The organism is Frigoribacterium sp. PhB116 (genome assembly GCF_004364285.1).
In the GTDB taxonomy this organism is placed as follows: Bacteria; Actinomycetota; Actinomycetes; order Actinomycetales; family Microbacteriaceae; genus Frigoribacterium.
On record NZ_SOBE01000003.1, the window covers coordinates 248,583 to 263,965 of the forward strand.

Here is a 15,383-nt window from a genome sequence, read left to right on the forward strand (position 1 = left end):
AGCCCAGGAGCAGGCGAGCCTCAGGAGGTGGTGGCCTGGTCGGCCTCGGAGCCCTCGTCGACCATCTGCTGCCACCAGTCGGGGTGCAGGTCGACCAGGCGGACCCAGGCGTACCCGGCGACGACGCGGTCGACGTGCCCCGTCAGCTCGGCGAGCGCCAGCTCGCGCGCGTCGCCGACGTCGGCACCGCCGTCGAGGTCGCCGTCGCCCTGGACGTCGAGCATGCCCAGCGCGTCGACCACGGCGACGGGCACGCGCCAGGCGTCCGGCCCCTCGAGGTGCCGCGGGACGTCGTCGACGACGCCGAGCAGCACCGCCACCGCCGAGGCCGCCCCCGTCTCGCCCAGCGCCGCGACGACGTCGAGGTGCTCCTCGTGCCAGTCGCCGTCCCAGAGCTCGGCGAGCAGCGGCACGTGGTCGCCGTCGAGCCCGAAGACGACGCAGACCCGCAGCGCGGCCCACAGGTCGTCCTCGGCCCGCGACAGCACGACCTCGTGCAGCAGCTCGAGCCCGAGGTCGCGTCCGTCGCGGGCGCCGAACCAGAAGAGGAAGTCGGCGGCGGCGATCGGCTCGGGCAGGCTGCGGATCAGGTGCCGCTCCTGGTCCGTCAGGCGTCCCTCGTCGCGCGGCCTCTCGACGGGCGGGTGGTCGAGCACGGACAGCAGGGCCCGCATGCCCCGGCGACGCCGACCCGTCAGGCGGACGACGACGGCGGCGATCGACCAGAACAGCACGAGCGGGACGAGGTCCCCGAGCGCACGCGACGGCGAGGGCGTCGTCACCAGGATCCCCACGGACAGCACGACGGGCAGCACGCCGAACATCGCGAGGGTGAACCACCGCGCGAACCGCTGCGTGCCGAGCTCACGCCGCAGGGCCCGACGCCACGGGTCGAGGGGCACGTTGATCGGCAGCTGCCGTCGACGGGCGGCCTCGAAGACCTCGACTCGGGTGATCGGCATGTGCACGGTCCAGATCGTTGCAGACTCTGCATGCTCGGCCGGACACCGGCCCACGAGGCTGCGTCCCTGCTGGGAGTTGCTCGACACAGCACCCCACGGGAGTCGTACGGTGGACGGAGGTCAACTGCGAAAGGACTCCCACATGGCTGAGTACACCCTCCCCGATCTCCCCTACGACTACAGCGCCCTCGCGCCGCACATCAGCGCGACGATCATGGAGCTGCACCACTCCAAGCACCACAACACCTACGTCACCGGCGCGAACACGGCCAACGCCGCCCTCGCCGAGGCCCGCGAGACCGGCGACCTGGCGAACGTGAACAAGCTCGAGAAGGACCTCGCGTTCAACCTCGGCGGCCACGTCAACCACTCGATCTTCTGGACGAACCTGACCCCCGAGACCGGCGAGCCCACCGGCGACCTGCTCGAGGCCATCGGCCGCGACTTCGGCGACCTCGAGAAGTTCAAGGCCCACTTCACCGCCACCGCGCTCGGCGTGCAGGGCTCCGGCTGGTCGGTGCTCGCCTACGACGTGATCGGTCAGCGCCTCAGCGTCTTCCAGCTCTTCGACCAGCAGGGCAACGTGCCGTTCGGCCTCGTCCCGCTGCTGATGCTCGACGTCTGGGAGCACGCTTACTACCTCGACTACCAGAACGTGCGCGCCGACTACGTCAAGGCCTTCTGGAACATCGTGAACTGGGACAACGTCGGCCAGCGCTACGCGGCCGCGACCAGCAAGACGCAGGGCCTGCTGACCTTCTAGCAGCAGCCTGTCCTCCGAGGAGGCGCGGTGCGGGATCTCCTGCACCGCGCCTCCTTCGTGTTCCTGTCCTCGATCTTCGTGATTCAGGAAGTCGTCGCCTCGGGCTCCTGAACCGTGCACGACTCAGGACGATGCGTCCCCTCCTCGCGAGGATCAGGACCGATCTTCCTGAATGAGGAGAGGCGACGACGCGTCCGACCTCGGGATGAAAACCCGGGGCAGGAGGCGCGCCGCACGCGGCCCTGCACCTAACCTGGCGCACATGGCGGACGCGAGGCGGTGGGGGCGGCACGTCGTCGCGCCGGCCGCCGCCCTCGTCTACTTCGTCTTCTGGGTCGCCAGCTCGTGGGGCCGCGGCGGCGTCGCCGACAACACGGTGGTCTTCGGCCTCTTCGCGATCGCGATCGCCCTCGCCTGGTGGATCCCGACCACGTCGCTCGCGCTCGTCGTGGTCGTCCCGGTGCTGCAGCTGCTCGGGCTCGCCGAGGCCCCGTCGCAGGACACCTGGACGGCCTACGTCGCCATCGCCCTGGTGATGGCCTTCGTGGCGGTGAAGCCGTCGCCCTGGCTCCGTCTCGCCGCGCTGCTCGTCGCCGGCGTCGCCGCCGGCCTCGCCGCGTGGCTGCTGGCCGTGCCGACCCTGACGCGGCCGCAGAGCTGGAGCACCTGGGTCGGCGCCGGCACGACGGGGCTCCGCATCGAGTTCTCGCTGCTCACCGCGGCCTTGTTCGGCGTCTTCGCCGGTGCGTGGGCGATCGGGGTCGCGTTCGCGAGCATCCGCCGGGTGCTCGTGATCCGGCAGGCCCTGGAGGCGACCGAGACACGGTTCGAGGCGACCGACCTCGAGCTGCGGCTCGCCCAGGACAGGGCGCGGATCTCCCGCGACGTGCACGACGCTCTGGCGCACTCCCTCGCGGTCGTGGTCTCGCAGGCCCAGGGCGGGCTCGCCCTGCAGGCGACCCGCCCCGAGGTCGCCGAGGAGTCGCTGCGCACCATCGCCGAGGTCGGCCGCACGGCCCTGCTCGACGTGCGGCGCCTCGTCGAGCGCATCACGCAGGACGACGACGTCACCGCTCCGCGCGAGACGCTCGCCGACGTCGACGCCCTCGTCGTCGCGATGCGCGAGGTCGGGATGGAGGTGGACGTCACGACCGAGGGAGCCCCCGGGCCCCAGGGGCCGGTCGGCGCCCTCGCCCCCTCGCAGGAGCTCGCCGTCTACCGCATCGTGCAGGAGAGCCTGACGAACGCGCTGAAGCACGCGGGCACCTCGAGCCGCGTCGCGGTGCAGCTCGACTGGCGCGGCCGCGGGCTCACGCTGCAGGTCACGTCGCGGGGCCGCGGAGCCCCGCTCGTCGCGGCCCGCACCGGGGCCGACCGCGGCGCCGGCGTCCGCGGCATGACCGAGCGTGCCCGACTCGCGGGCGGCTGGCTCACGGCGCAGCCCTCGGCGGACGGGACAGCCTTCGAGGTGACCGCGTTCGTGCCGACGACCGGCGCCTCCTCGGTCGTCGCGCCCGACGCCTCCTCCGCACCTGCACCTGCACCTGCATCTGCCTCTGCCTCTGCCCCCACCGAGAGAAGCTCCTCATGACCGACTCGCCCGCCGCCGGCACCGCCAGCCCGGCCGTCATCACCGTCGCCGTCGTCGACGACCAGCCGCTCTTCGCCTCCGGCCTGCGGATGCTGATCGAGGCGCAGCCGGACCTGCGCTGCGTCGGCACCGCCGTCGACGGGCGCGAGGCGCTGGCGCTGGTCGAGCGCGAGCACCCCGACGTGGTGCTGATGGACCTCCGCATGCCCGTGATGAACGGGCTGGAGGCGACGGCCCGAATCCTCGAGGGCGTCTCGCCCGACGACCTGCCCCGGGTGGTCGCGCTGACGACCATCCAGCGCGACGAGGCCGTGTTCGGGGCCCTCAAGGCCGGGGCCTACGCGTTCCTCACGAAGGACGCGACGCCCGACGAGGTGCTCACGACGATCCGCGCGGCGTGGGCGGGCGACCCCGTGCCGACCGCCGCGGCCGCGCTCGACGTCGTGCACGAGTTCGCCGTGCCGACGACCCCGGCTCCCCGCGTCGACCCGCTCGAGCCGCTGTCGCCGCGCGAACGCGAGATGTTCACCCTCGTCGCCCGGGGGCTCAGCAACATCGAGATCGCGGGCGAGGCGTACCTGAGCGAGGCGACGGTGAAGAGCCACGTCCGCTCGGTGCTGCAGAAGCTCGGCATGCGCAACCGCGTGCAGATCGTCGTCTTCGCCTACGAGAACGGCCTCGTGCCCGCCTCCGACGGCGGGCCGAGGCCGCGCCGGTGAGGGCCGGTCGCCGAGGGGCGGGCCGGTGAGGGGCCGGCCGGTGAGGGCCGGCGGCCGGGAGCGCGTCGCGAAGCGGGTCACCGTCGTCGCGGTGGCCGCGCTCGTCGCCGGGGTCGTGGCCGTCGGCATCCCCGCCAACGCCGCCTGGACCCTGCCCGACCTGCCCGAGAAGGACCAGGCGTCGTGGACGATGCCCCTCGACCAGTACGTCGGGGTCGGCGTCGTCCGCCTCAACTACGCGACCGAGCTGCTCATCCAGGACTGCATGGTCGACGCCGGCCACGACGACGCGGTCGTGCCCTGGCGCGACGTCGACGCGGCCACGAACGCCACCGAGCGCCAGCCGCTCCGCGCCTTCGACCTCGCCGCCGCCCGCGAGCGCGGCTACCACGTGCCTCCCACCGTCGACGCCGGTGCCGACGCCTGGCGGGCCTTCGAGTACCGGGAGACCTCGCCCGACGAGGCGGCCGACCGCGCGACCTGCCTCGAGCGCGCCTACCGCCAGCATCCCGAGCTGTTGACGGGCGCCTCCGCGTCGTCGACCACCGGCTCGGTGGGCGACGTCGCCATCCGGCTGAGCAACGCGGCGTTCCTCGAGGCCCGGCAGGACGCCTCCGTGCGCCGGGCTGCCGACGCGTGGCACGCCTGCATGATCGACCAGGGCGTGGGCGCCGGGCCCTGGGCCGACGACCTGCCGGACGACCCGGCGGACATGCCCACCACGCGGATGGCCCAGACCTTCACCTCGTACGACCCCGCGACCGCCGTCGGCGACGAGGAGCGCGACCTCGCCGAGACCGACGCCGCCTGCCGTGCCGCCTCGGGCTACCTCGACGCGCTCTACGAGGCCGAGTGGCAGCAGCAGCTGACTGTGCCGCACGACTACGGCGAGCGCCTCGCCCAGATCGACACGGGCCCCCTCGTCGCGGCGCAGCAGCTCGTCGACCGCACGATCGAGCGGCTCGGGCCCGAGCGGCCGAGGGGCCTGTAGGAGGCGAGGAGGGCTCGGCCCTCCGACGGGGGGTTACGAAACAGGTCGCGGAGTATGCATGATGGGGTACAGAGGAACACTGACGGGGCGGGGGCGCCTGCCGGTCGGCTGACGCTGGTCAGTCGATCGGGGGACGGTCCGTCGGCCTGATCAGCTCGGCGAGCTCGTCGGCGAGGCCGGCGGACCGCGGCGACAGGAACGACGGCAGCACGAAGCGCATCATGTCCTGCAGCCGCTCGAAGACGTCCGCGTGGCCGGTGCTGAGGGCCGAGAAGGTCTGCACCCCGCTGAAGGCGCCGACGACGAAGCGCGCCGCACGGTCGACGTCGAGGTCGTCGCGGAACGTCCCCTCCGAGACCGCGCGCGACACGTGCCCCGCGGTCTCGTCGACCCAGGCGAGCGCCGCGGGCGCCCGGCTCGGCACCTCGCCGATCGACTCGGTCGACAGCCGCAGGCCGGCCGCGACCATCGGCTCGGTCGAGAGCTGCGTCGCGAAGGAGGCGCACGCCAGCATCAGCGCACCGGCCGCAGACGGCGCACCCGCGATCGCGAGCTCGGTCCACGCCCGCGACAGGCGCTGCTGCTCGGCGACGACCGCCCCGGCCAGGTCGGCCTTCGAGCGGAAGTGGAAGTAGAGGGCACCCTTGGTGACCCCGGCCGCGTCCGTCACCTGGTCGAGCGACGTCTCGGCGTAGCCCCGGGCGAGGAACACCGAGGAGGCGCCCTGCAAGATGGCCGCCCGCGTCTCGCGGGCCCTGCGCTGCTGCGCCACGGTCGCCTCCTGCCCTCTGCTCGTCGTGTGCGTGTTGCTCGTCACGTGCGCGCTGCGGGTCGCGCGCCCGTGGTCGGCGGGCGCCGGCGTCGGCAGCCGTGACGAGGCTGACCCCAGGGTAGGGCCCCCGGGCGGTACCGTCGGGGCATGACGACCGTGCTCCGCCTCATGCCCGACGACCGGCTCGGCCCCTGGATCGCCTGCTCGCAGGCCGAGTACGAGCGGTCGCGGCTCGCGTCGGGCGAAGCGGCCGAGATCGCGGCGGAGGCGGCGCGCGCCTCGTTCGAGCGGAACTTCCCCGGGGGCCGCCCCGCGCCGGGGCACCTCGTGCACGACGTGGTGGTGACGGCGTCCGGCACCGACGGCGAAGGAACCGGAGTCGGAGACGGCGAGGACGGCGGCAGTGACGGCCGCGGCACCGTCGTGGGCGTCCTCTGGATCGGGCCGTTCGCCGGGGGCAGCGACGCGTGGTGGGTGTGGGACGTCGAGATCGACGAGCAGCACCGCGGCGCCGGCCACGGCCGTGCGGCGATGCAGCTCGCCGAGGAGGAGGCGGCCCGCCACGGCGCCGCCACCCTCGGCCTCAACGTGTTCGGCTACAACACGGCCGCCCGGGCGCTCTACGAGTCGCTCGGCTACGAGACGACGGCGGTGCAGATGCGCAAGCCGGTCGGCGCTGCTGCTGCTGCTGCCGCCGCTGTGGCTGCTGCTGAGTCGGCGCAGTGACCACCGTTGCATCACGTTCCGAGCGTCGCGTCCCGTCGCGGCGAGACGTGATGCTCGGAACCTGATGTGACCGCCCCGCTCCCGGCAGCAGCAGAGGCAGCGCGTCCCCCGAGCGGCGGGCGGCTCGCGAACAGCACCCCGGCGACGACGACGACCCCGGCGCACACCTCCACGAGGTCGGGCACCTCGTCGAAGGCGACCCACGATGCGGCCACGCCGACGACGGGCACCAGCATCGAGAAGGGGGCGACGGTGCTCGACGGGTACGCCGCGAGCAGGCGGGTCCAGAGCCCGTAGCCGAGCACGGTCGCGACCAGCACCACGTACAGCAGGCCGATCACCGACGGCAGGGCCGCGACCGTGAAGGCGCCCGCGAGGCTGTCGCCGATGCGCTCGGGACCCTCGACGACGAGCGAGAGCGCGAGCATCGGCACGGGCGGCACGACAGACATCCACAGCGTCAGGCGCAGCGGGTCGGGGGCGGCCGCACGCCGGACCGCGACGTTGCCGAGGCCCCAGCCGACCGCCGCGCAGAGCGTGAGCACCACCGGCAGCAGGGCCGCGACCTGCGACCGGTGCGCGGCGATCACCGCGAGCGCCAGCACGGCGACGCCGATGCCGATCGCCTGTCGCCGCGTGATGCGCTCGCGCAGCCAGATCGCCGCGATCACGACGGTGGCGGGCGCCGACGCCTGCAGCACGAGCGACGCGAGGCCCGACGGCATGCCCGCGGCCATGCCGAGGTACAGGAACCCGAACTGCAGGATGCCGAGCCCGAGGCCCACCATCAGCAGCCGCGACCACGGGATCGCCGGCCGTGGCACGAACAGCAGGGTCGGCACCGCGAGCAGCGCGAACCGCAGCGCCACGAGGAAGATCGGCGGGAAGTGGTCGAGCGCCAGCGCCGTCATCGGGAAGTTGACGCCCCAGCACACCACGACGACGAGGGCGAGGAGGCGGTCGCGGGGGCTCATGGGACCACCTTGCCGGAGGTGCGGATGCAGGACCAGCGCAGGTCTCGTCATCGACGATGTAGCGTCCCTTCATGGAGATCCAGCACCTCGACCTGCTCCGCGAGCTCGCGGACCGCGGAAGCGTCACCGCGGTCGCCGCGGCCGTGCACCGGTCGCCGAGCGCGGTGTCGCAGCAGCTGCGGACGCTGCAGCGCCAGCTCGGGGTCGAGCTCGTGCGACGGTCGGGACGCGGGGTGCAGCTGACCGACGCGGGGCTGGTGCTGGCACGCGCCTCCGTGGCGGTCTCGACGGCGGTCGCCGAGGCGGAGGCGGCCCTCGAGGCGCACCGCGGCGGCCGGGTCGGCGTGGTGCGGCTGGCGCTGTTCCCCTCCGCGGCGGAGCTGCTGCTGCCCGGCCTGCTCGTGCGGATGCACGAGCACACAGGGATCGAGCTCGAGATCAGCGACCGCGACGTCTCCGAGGACGAGTTCGCACAGCTCACGGCCGACGTCGACGTGGTGATCGGGCACCGCTCCGACGGCGTCGTGCCGGTCGAGCACCCCGACCTCACCGTCGTGCCCCTGCTGCGCGAGCCGCTCGAGGTCGCCCTGCCGCTCGACCACCCGCTGGCCGGACGCGAACGCGTCACCGTGGCCGACGTGATCGGCGAGCCCTGGGTCGGCGTGCCCGAGGGGTACCCCATCGATCGTGTGCTCGTCTCGATGGCGCTGCAGTCGGGGGTCGTGCCGCAGGTGGTGCACCGCACGGTGCACCTGCCCGTGATCGAGGCGATGGTCGCCGCGGGGCTCGGCGTCGCGCTCGTGCCCCGGCACACGTCGGCCGGGCGGGCGCCGGGGCGGTTCCGCCTGGCGACGCTCGACAGCGTGCAAGCCGGCCGTCACGTCGAGGCGCTGATGCGGCCGGAGCGGGCGGCACGGCCCGTCGTGCAGACGGTGGTCGCGGAGATCGCGGCCGAGGCGCGGGCGACCGAGGCCGCCTCCGAGGAGGCGCGTCGCGCCTCCTGAGACCGGGTCGCGTCGCACTGAGGCCGGGTCGCGTCGCCCGGGACGAGGGATGGCCCCCGGCTCACGGGAAACGAGTCGGGAGCCGTGCCGCCGGACGGGGCTCCGGCGCGGCGGGCCCGGGGGCCCGTCGACGATGACGGTACGCCGCCGGTCGGCCCCGCGGAAGGGGCCTAGCGCACGCCCTTCGTGGCGAGGAAGGCGACCGGGTCGGTCGCGATGCCGCCGCGACGGATCTCGAGGTGCAGGTGGCAGCCGGTCGAGCCGCCGGCGGTGCCGACGCCGGCGATGTTCTGGCCGGCCGCGACCGTCTGGCCGTTGGCGACGTAGATGCCCGAGCGCTCCATGTGCCCGTAGGCGCTGCTGATGCCGTTGCCGTGGTCGATGATGATGAGGTTGCCGTAGCCGCCGGCCACGCCCGCGTAGGTCACGGTGCCCGCCGCGACCGAGTAGATCGGGGTGCCGCAGCTGGCGCCGAAGTCCGCTCCGGCGTGCAGCTTGTACTCACCGGTGATGGGATGCACCCGGTAGCCGTACGCCTGGTACGAGGAGTACGAGCGGATGCCCGCGACCCAGCCCGTCCCCGGGTCGGGCACGGACGTGCCGGGCGAGCCGGGGCCGACCGGGCGCGATCCGCCGCCTCCCCGGGGAGGTGCGGGCGCGGCAGCGGCGGCACGGGCAGCAGCAGCGGCTGCCGCGGCCTCGGCAGCCGCTTTGGCCTGGGCGGAAGCGTAGGCCTGCTCGAGGGTGAGCCGGTCGTCCTGCAGCGCCTCGGCCTGTGCGGCCAGGGTCGCCTTCTCCTCGTCGACGGCCGCGACGTCGCGCTGCGCGGTGTCGCTCGCGGCCACCGCCGCGTCGAGGGCGTCGGAGGCCTCGTCGGCGAGCTTGTCGCGCTCGGCCAAGGCGACCGCAGCCTGGTCGGCGAGCGAGGTCGCGAGGTTCTCGGCCGAGACGGCGCGCTCGCGCAGCGTGCTCAGGTTCTCGCCGATCTTGGTCGACATGCTCAGGCCGCGCAGCACCGTCTCGGCGTCGTCACCGGACGACAGCAGGTCTCCGGTGAGCCCCCCGCTGCCCGGACGGGCGAGCAGCGCGGCGGCCTGGCCGACCACGACCTGCGCAGCGTCGGCGTCGGCCCGGGCGGCAGCCGCCTTCTGCTGCACCGTCTCGTACTCGCCGGTGGCCTCGTCGACGGCGAGCTGCGCCTCCGTCAGGGCGGCACCGGCCTCGTCGGCCGCCGTCTGGGCGTCGGCGGCCCGGGTCGACGCGGCCTCGAGGGCGACCTGGATGTCGGCGAGCGCCGCCTTCTTCGCCTGCTCGGAGCCGCGGGCGTCGAGCACCTGCTGCCAGCTCGGGCCGGCTGCCTGAGCCGGGGCGGGAGCGGCCAGCACGGGGACGGCAGCGAGGCCCACGACGAGCAGGGCGGCGATCGCCGCTCGCGACGCGACGCGGGAGGCGCCGGCGCGGAACGAGGGGGGGACGGCGGGGAGCGGGGCGGACGAGGGGGCAGGGCGGCGGAGCATGGTTCTCGGTTCGTCGTGTGGCGGCGGCAGGACCGGAGGTGGGCCGGTCGTGATCACGCGGCTCGGGCGCGGCGGTCCGTCCACCCTACCGACCGCCTCCTCGTCGCACCTCCCCCCGTGAGCGGTACACGACACCTGTGGACCATCCCGCCCCTGTGCAGGACTGAGCCCACCCGCCCCGTCGGTTCCGCAGATGCCGACCGTGGGCCCCTCGCGAGCCTCAGGACAACGGCATTTCCCGTCATTGCAGCTCCTCTGGTCGGCATCTGCGGAAGCAAGCCGCGCGTCGGGGACAGCCGATGTCCCCCGAAGCGCCCCCTGCGCCCGAGCGCCCGCCGTGCTGTCATGGAGGTCCACCATCGTCGGGGCCCTCCCCCACGGCGCCCGGGAACGGGATCGATGCCGCACCTGACGCCGCACCTCCTGCGCACCGCCCTCGGCACGCTCGTCGTGGCCGCGGCCCTCGGCGTGGGCGGGTGCACCTCCGCCGACCGTGACGCAGCAGGCCCGACGGCGGGCGCCACGGCGAGCCCGAGCCCGACCGACGACACGTCCGACGAGGCGACGGGCACGCCCGCCCCCACCGGGGACGCAGCCCCGCGGCCCTTCGGCGCGATCACTCCGGACACGATCCGCTCCGCCCCCAACACCCTCGTCTTCGACGGCGGCCTGGCGGTCGAGCCGAACTCCCTCGCCGCCCGGGCCGCGGACCGCCTCACGGCCGACGGCGACGCCGACGCCGCCCGGGCCGCCGAGCTGATCGCCGAGCGCCCCGTCGCCCTCTGGCTCGGCGACGGCCACGACGACGCCGCGCTCGTGGACGAGATCACCGACTACCTCGTGGCGGCCGAGATCCAGGACGCGACGCCCGTCTTCGTCACGTACGCGATCCCCGACCGCGACTGCGGCAACTACTCCGCGGGAGGCCTCGCGGCCGACGACTACCCCGCCTGGAACCAGCTCGTCGCCGACACGCTGCGCGGCCACCGCGCGGTCGTGATCGTCGAGCCCGACTCGCTGGGCATGCTCACGCGCTGCCCCGACCTCGCCGAGGAGAGGCTCCCCCTGATCCGGGAGTCGGTGACCGCGTTCTCCGACGCGGGGGTGCCCGCCTACCTCGACGGCGGCAACTCGAACTGGGTGCCCGCTCGGGAGATGGCCGAGCGCCTCGAGCAGGCCGGGATCGAGCGCGCCCGCGGCTTCTACACGAACGTCGCGAGCTTCTACCCGGTCGACGACGAGCGCGCCTACGCCGAGCGGGTCAGCGAGCTCACCGACGACAGCCGCTACGTCATCGACGTCTCGCGGAACGGCCAGGGGTGGCGCGGCACCTGGTGCAACCCCGAGGGAGCCGGCCTCGGCCAGGACCCGCACGTCACCGGCGGCAGCAAGGGCCTCGACGCGTTCCTGTGGGTGAAGACGCCGGGCATCAGCGACGGCACCTGCAACGGCGGACCGCCCGCCGGCGAGTGGTGGGCGTCGTTCGCCGAGGGCCTCGTCGAGCGCCGGAGCGACTAGCCCGAACGAGGAGCCGGTGCGGCTGGCCGACGAGGCTTGCCGGAACGTCAGGCCGGAGCCGCAGGCTGGCGCGAGCGTCGATGCCTCCTCTGTCGTTCCCTACAGCTTCGATATATCTGATGTGTTGTACTTTCCTCGATCGCGGACATCGTCCGCAGCGAGAGGAGACACGACATGACGACAGAGACGACAGGTCGGCGACCCGGGAGGCGCCGCCGGGCGGTGACCATCGTCGTCGCCGGGGTCGCAGTGGCCGGCGCCGTGGCAGGCGGCCTCGCGATCGTCGGGACGCCCTGGTCGTCGACCCCGGCCGCAGCCGAGCCGACCCCGGCCACGGGGCTGACGACCGTGGCCGTCGAGAGCCGCGTCCTGCAGCACACCGTCGCGGCCAGGGGGACGATCGGCCACGAGACCCGGGGCAAGCTCACGACGCAGCGTGGCGGCACGGTGACGACGGCCCCGTCAGCCGGCACCGTGCTCGCCCCGGGCACCGTCGTCGTGCGGATCGACGACGCGCCCGTGATCGCCCTCCGGGGCGAGCTGCCCGCCTGGCGGGCCTTGGAGCCCGGCATGACCGACGGCAACGACGTCCGTCAGCTCGAGCAGGCGCTCGGCGACGCCGGCATGTCGCCGGGCAAGGTCGACGCCACGTTCACGACCACGACCGAGGCCGCCGTCAAGCGCTGGCAGAAGGCCGTCGGCGCGGAGCAGACCGGACGCATCGCGCTCGGCGACGTCGTGTTCCTCCCCGAGGACCTCCGGGTGGCCACGACGAGCGTCGAGGCCGGTGACCGCGTCGAGGCAGGGGCGCAGCTCGGCTCCCTCGGGGTGCAGTCGCCCTCCCTCTCCGTGGTGCTCCAGCCCTCCGACGGCGAACGCGTGCACGCCGACGCGCGCGTCTCCGTCTCGCTGCCGTCCGGGACGACCACCCCCGGCACGGTGGTCACGGTCGGCCCGGTCCGCCAGCCGGCGACCGCCTCGAGCGGCAGCAGCGGCTCCGGTCCCGACGCCGGTTCGGGCTCCGGGTCGGGCTCCGGCTCCGGCTCCTCCAAGCCCGAGCTCCCGGTCCTGATCCGCTTCGACGACCCTGCCGCCGTCGAGGGGCTCGACCAGTCCGTCGTGAAGGTCGACATCGACGCCGGGGCCGAGCCCGAGGGGCTCGTCGTGCCGGTGGCGGCGATCCTGGCCGCGGCGCGTGACTCCTCTGCCGTGCAGGTGGTCGCGAAGGGCACCGTGACCACGCGCGTGGTCGAGCTCGGCGCCACGGCGGGCGGCGACGTCGTCATCTCGTCCGGCCTCCGCGAGGGCGAGCTCGTGGTGGTGCCGTCGTGAGCGACGACGTCATCGCCCTGGAGTCCGTCGTGAAGCAGTACGGCTCTCCGCCCGTGACGGCGGTGGACGACGTGTCGCTCACCGTCCGGAGGGGCGAGCTCGTCGCGATCGTCGGCCCGAGCGGATCCGGCAAGTCGAGCCTGCTCAACATCATGGGCACCCTCGACCGTGCCGACTCCGGCCTGGTGGCGGTCGACGGCCACGACGTGGCCGCGCTCAGCGACGACCAGCTCTCGGCCCTGCGTGCGCACCGGATCGGCTTCGTGTTCCAGCAGTTCCACCTCGACGAGGGCTCGGCAGCGCTCGACAACGTGGCGGACGGCATGCTCTACAGCGGCGCCACCGTGCCCGACCGCCGGGCGCGGGCCGCCGAGATGCTCGATCGCGTCGGCCTGGCGAAGAGACAGGACCACCGGCCGAACCAGCTCTCCGGCGGCGAGCGACAGCGCGTCGCCATCGCCCGGGCTCTGGTGGCCGACCCTCCGCTGATCCTCGCGGACGAGCCGACCGGCAACCTCGACCAGCACTCCGGCGCCGCCGTCGTCGAGCTCCTGCACGAGCTCAACGCGAGCGGCACCGCCATCGTCGTCATCACCCACGACGTCGAGCTCGCCGCTGCGCTGCCCCGACGGGTGTCGATCCGCGACGGCCGTGTCGTCGGCGACGAGAGGGGCGCGTCGTGACCGCCACCGCCTCCTTCGACGTCCCGCCGTCGCGGCTGCGGCGCTCCGACGCCGTGCGCCTCGGGGCCGCGGGACTCCGGGCAAGGCCCAGCCGGATCGTGCTCAGCGCGCTGGGGATCGCGATCGGCATCGCGGCCATGATCGCGGTCGTCGGCATCTCGACGTCGAGTCGGGCCGCCCTCGACAGCGAGCTCGAGCGGCTGGGCACCAACCTGCTCCGCGTCGAGGCGAGCGAGCGAGGCGAGACGATCCGGCCGCTGCCGGCCGACGCCGCCCTCCGGGTCGAGCGGCTCACGGGCGTCACCGGGGCCGCGGGCGTCGCCGAGCTGCCCGGCACGGTCTACCGCTCGCCCCTCACGCCCCGGGGCGAGACGAACGCCCTCGTCGTCCGCACGGCAGACGAGTCGCTGGCCGGCCTGCTCGAGGCCTCCGTCGACTCGGGTCGCTGGCACGACCGGGCGACGGACGGTCTCGGGACCGTCGTCCTCGGCTCCCTCGCCGCGGAGCGACTCGGCGCGCCCGCCGTCGGCACGAGGGTCTTCGTCGGAGATCTGCCGGTGACCGTCGTCGGGTCGCTCCGACCCCTCGAGCTGGCACCCGACCTCGACACCGGCGTGTTCGTCGACGGGACCACGGCACGCGACGAGCTCGGCTGGGACGGCGTCCCCGACGCCGTGTTCGAGCGCTCCTCCGACGAGCTCGTCCGCGACGTCCGGGAGAGGGTCCCCGGCACGGTCGCGCCGGACATGCCGAGCAGCGTCTCGGTGTCCCGCCCCTCGGACGCGCTGGCGGCGAAGGACGCGGCCGACTCGGCCTTCACCGGCCTGCTCGTCGGGCTCAGCGGGGTCGCGCTCCTCGTCGGCGGCGTGGGCGTCGCCAACACGATGGTCATCACCGTCCTCGAGCGCCGTCGAGAGATCGGCCTCCGCCGTGCGCTCGGTGCGACCCGCGCCCACGTGCGGAGCCAGTTCCTCGTCGAGGCCCTGCTCCTGTCGCTCGTCGGCGGCGTGGTCGGCATCGTCCTCGGGACGGCCGTCGTCGCCGCGGTGGCGCTCGGCAACGGCTGGGCCTTCACGGTCCCTTGGACGGCCTACGTCGCCGGCCTCGGCGCCACGCTCGCCATCGGCGGAGTCGCCGGCGTGTTCCCCGCCGTCCGAGCGGCCCGCACCTCTCCCACCGTCGCGCTGACCGCGTGACCGACCTGATCGAAGAAGGAAGAAGAAGAACGATGATGAAGACCTCTGTGACACGCACCCTCCCCGTCGCCCTCGGGATCGTCCTCCTGGGCGCCGCCCTCGCGGGCTGCACGAGCCCGGGGGACGAGGCCGGAGCCTCGGCCTCGTCCGGCGGCACCGACATGCAGGCCTACGAGAAGTGGGAGTCCGACTACCGCGCCTGCTTCTCGAAGGCCGGCTTCGAGCTCCCGATGGACGGACAGATCGACTTCGGCGACCGTCAGGGCGAGTACGAGAGCGTCATGGCGCAGTGCGACGACGAGGTCGGTCCCCCGCCGGGCGCCGACCGGGAGGAGACCCCCGAGGAGAAGGCCGCCGCGAAGGAGGCGAGCGCCGCCGAGGAGAAGTGCTACCTGGACGCCGGGTACACCCCCGGGACGAGCGACGACCCCGACGCCTTCTCGCACCCGGAGGACGCCCCCGACGACCTCGTCTCCCGCTGCGCGGACGTCTACGTCGACACCGCCGAACGCGCCCTCGACCGCTGACCTCGACCCTCGCCGACGGGACGGAGACCGCCCAGGTCCCCGTCCCGTCGGCATGCCACGGAGCGGGAACGGGCACAGGGCACCGACCCCGCAGGAGGCGCGGGCCGG

The 15,383-nt window shown here is 74.1% G+C and carries 15 protein-coding genes; 11 read left to right on the forward strand and 4 right to left on the reverse strand.

Annotated elements, in window-relative coordinates:
• Nucleotides 1-20: 20 nt before the first annotated feature.
• Nucleotides 21-962 (reverse strand): hypothetical protein, encoded by a 942-nt coding sequence (locus tag EDF20_RS12510; RefSeq protein ID WP_133738882.1) that lies wholly within the window; start codon nt 960-962, stop codon nt 21-23.
• Between the two features lie 142 nt (nt 963-1,104).
• Between EDF20_RS12510 and EDF20_RS12515 the strand changes: the two genes are divergently transcribed.
• From EDF20_RS12515 to EDF20_RS12530, 4 genes are all read left to right on the forward strand, one after another.
• A complete protein-coding gene (locus EDF20_RS12515) occupies nt 1,105-1,725 on the forward strand; it encodes a superoxide dismutase (RefSeq protein ID WP_123548393.1) in 621 nt (206 codons plus the stop codon).
• 262 nt (nt 1,726-1,987) lie between these two features.
• Nucleotides 1,988-3,316, forward strand: a complete 1,329-nt coding sequence (locus tag EDF20_RS12520) for a histidine kinase (protein ID WP_166644819.1) — start codon at nt 1,988-1,990, stop codon at nt 3,314-3,316.
• Nucleotides 3,313-4,035: a response regulator transcription factor gene (locus EDF20_RS12525; protein WP_123548391.1), complete on the forward strand. Its 723-nt coding sequence runs from the start codon at nt 3,313-3,315 to the stop codon at nt 4,033-4,035. The genes EDF20_RS12520 and EDF20_RS12525 overlap by 4 nt, the downstream gene beginning before the upstream one ends.
• 40 nt (nt 4,036-4,075) lie before the next feature.
• On the forward strand, nt 4,076-5,026 hold the full coding sequence (locus EDF20_RS12530; RefSeq protein ID WP_123548390.1) for a hypothetical protein: 951 nt from the start codon (nt 4,076-4,078) through the stop codon (nt 5,024-5,026).
• 118 nt (nt 5,027-5,144) lie between these two features.
• Here EDF20_RS12530 and EDF20_RS12535 read toward each other — a convergent pair whose 3' ends face one another.
• Entirely contained in the window at nt 5,145-5,798 is a 654-nt protein-coding gene (locus EDF20_RS12535; RefSeq protein WP_158614684.1) for a ScbR family autoregulator-binding transcription factor, read from the reverse strand.
• Between the two features lie 147 nt (nt 5,799-5,945).
• On the opposite strand from EDF20_RS12535, the gene EDF20_RS12540 reads away from it, so the two are divergent.
• A complete protein-coding gene (locus EDF20_RS12540) occupies nt 5,946-6,524 on the forward strand; it encodes a GNAT family N-acetyltransferase (RefSeq protein WP_133738885.1) in 579 nt (192 codons plus the stop codon).
• A gap of 11 nt (nt 6,525-6,535) precedes the next feature.
• On the opposite strand, the gene EDF20_RS12545 is transcribed toward EDF20_RS12540, so the two are convergent.
• Nucleotides 6,536-7,498, reverse strand: a complete 963-nt coding sequence (locus tag EDF20_RS12545) for an EamA family transporter (protein ID WP_123548388.1) — start codon at nt 7,496-7,498, stop codon at nt 6,536-6,538.
• A gap of 71 nt (nt 7,499-7,569) precedes the next feature.
• Between EDF20_RS12545 and EDF20_RS12550 the strand changes: the two genes are divergently transcribed.
• The gene (locus tag EDF20_RS12550) at nt 7,570-8,502 is read left to right on the forward strand and encodes a LysR family transcriptional regulator (protein WP_123548387.1); all 933 of its coding nucleotides are present in this window, start codon (nt 7,570-7,572) and stop codon (nt 8,500-8,502) included.
• Nucleotides 8,503-8,672: 170 nt separating this feature from the next.
• Here EDF20_RS12550 and EDF20_RS12555 read toward each other — a convergent pair whose 3' ends face one another.
• Nucleotides 8,673-10,019, reverse strand: a complete 1,347-nt coding sequence (locus EDF20_RS12555; RefSeq protein ID WP_133738886.1) for a M23 family metallopeptidase — start codon at nt 10,017-10,019, stop codon at nt 8,673-8,675.
• 399 nt (nt 10,020-10,418) lie between these two features.
• Between EDF20_RS12555 and EDF20_RS12560 the strand changes: the two genes are divergently transcribed.
• From EDF20_RS12560 to EDF20_RS12580, 5 genes are all read left to right on the forward strand, one after another.
• The gene (locus EDF20_RS12560; RefSeq protein WP_166644820.1) at nt 10,419-11,537 is read left to right on the forward strand and encodes a glycoside hydrolase family 6 protein; all 1,119 of its coding nucleotides are present in this window, start codon (nt 10,419-10,421) and stop codon (nt 11,535-11,537) included.
• A gap of 174 nt (nt 11,538-11,711) precedes the next feature.
• Nucleotides 11,712-12,869, forward strand: a complete 1,158-nt coding sequence (locus tag EDF20_RS12565) for a peptidoglycan-binding protein (RefSeq protein ID WP_133738888.1) — start codon at nt 11,712-11,714, stop codon at nt 12,867-12,869.
• Nucleotides 12,866-13,552, forward strand: coding sequence for an ABC transporter ATP-binding protein (locus EDF20_RS12570; protein WP_133738889.1), 687 nt, complete (start codon nt 12,866-12,868; stop codon nt 13,550-13,552). The genes EDF20_RS12565 and EDF20_RS12570 overlap by 4 nt, the downstream gene beginning before the upstream one ends.
• Nucleotides 13,549-14,748 (forward strand): ABC transporter permease, encoded by a 1,200-nt coding sequence (locus EDF20_RS12575; protein ID WP_133738890.1) that lies wholly within the window; start codon nt 13,549-13,551, stop codon nt 14,746-14,748. Before EDF20_RS12570 ends, EDF20_RS12575 begins: the two co-directional genes overlap by 4 nt.
• Nucleotides 14,749-14,795: 47 nt before the next feature.
• The gene (locus tag EDF20_RS12580) at nt 14,796-15,275 is read left to right on the forward strand and encodes a hypothetical protein (protein ID WP_166644821.1); all 480 of its coding nucleotides are present in this window, start codon (nt 14,796-14,798) and stop codon (nt 15,273-15,275) included.
• Nucleotides 15,276-15,383: the final 108 nt, after the last annotated feature.

Excerpts from the sequence above, each read along its gene's own strand:
- EDF20_RS12555 (WP_133738886.1), bottom strand. The coding sequence starts at position 10,019 with ATGCTCCGCCGCCCTGCCCCCTCGTCCGCCCCGCTCCCCGCCGTCCCC.
- EDF20_RS12565 (WP_133738888.1), top strand. The coding sequence starts at position 11,712 with ATGACGACAGAGACGACAGGTCGGCGACCCGGGAGGCGCCGCCGGGCG.
- EDF20_RS12520 (WP_166644819.1), top strand. The coding sequence starts at position 1,988 with ATGGCGGACGCGAGGCGGTGGGGGCGGCACGTCGTCGCGCCGGCCGCC.
- EDF20_RS12510 (WP_133738882.1), bottom strand. The coding sequence starts at position 962 with ATGCCGATCACCCGAGTCGAGGTCTTCGAGGCCGCCCGTCGACGGCAG.
- EDF20_RS12525 (WP_123548391.1), top strand. The coding sequence starts at position 3,313 with ATGACCGACTCGCCCGCCGCCGGCACCGCCAGCCCGGCCGTCATCACC.
- EDF20_RS12545 (WP_123548388.1), bottom strand. The coding sequence starts at position 7,498 with ATGAGCCCCCGCGACCGCCTCCTCGCCCTCGTCGTCGTGGTGTGCTGG.
- EDF20_RS12560 (WP_166644820.1), top strand. The coding sequence starts at position 10,419 with ATGCCGCACCTGACGCCGCACCTCCTGCGCACCGCCCTCGGCACGCTC.
- EDF20_RS12550 (WP_123548387.1), top strand. The coding sequence starts at position 7,570 with ATGGAGATCCAGCACCTCGACCTGCTCCGCGAGCTCGCGGACCGCGGA.
- EDF20_RS12540 (WP_133738885.1), top strand. The coding sequence starts at position 5,946 with ATGACGACCGTGCTCCGCCTCATGCCCGACGACCGGCTCGGCCCCTGG.
- EDF20_RS12515 (WP_123548393.1), top strand. The coding sequence starts at position 1,105 with ATGGCTGAGTACACCCTCCCCGATCTCCCCTACGACTACAGCGCCCTC.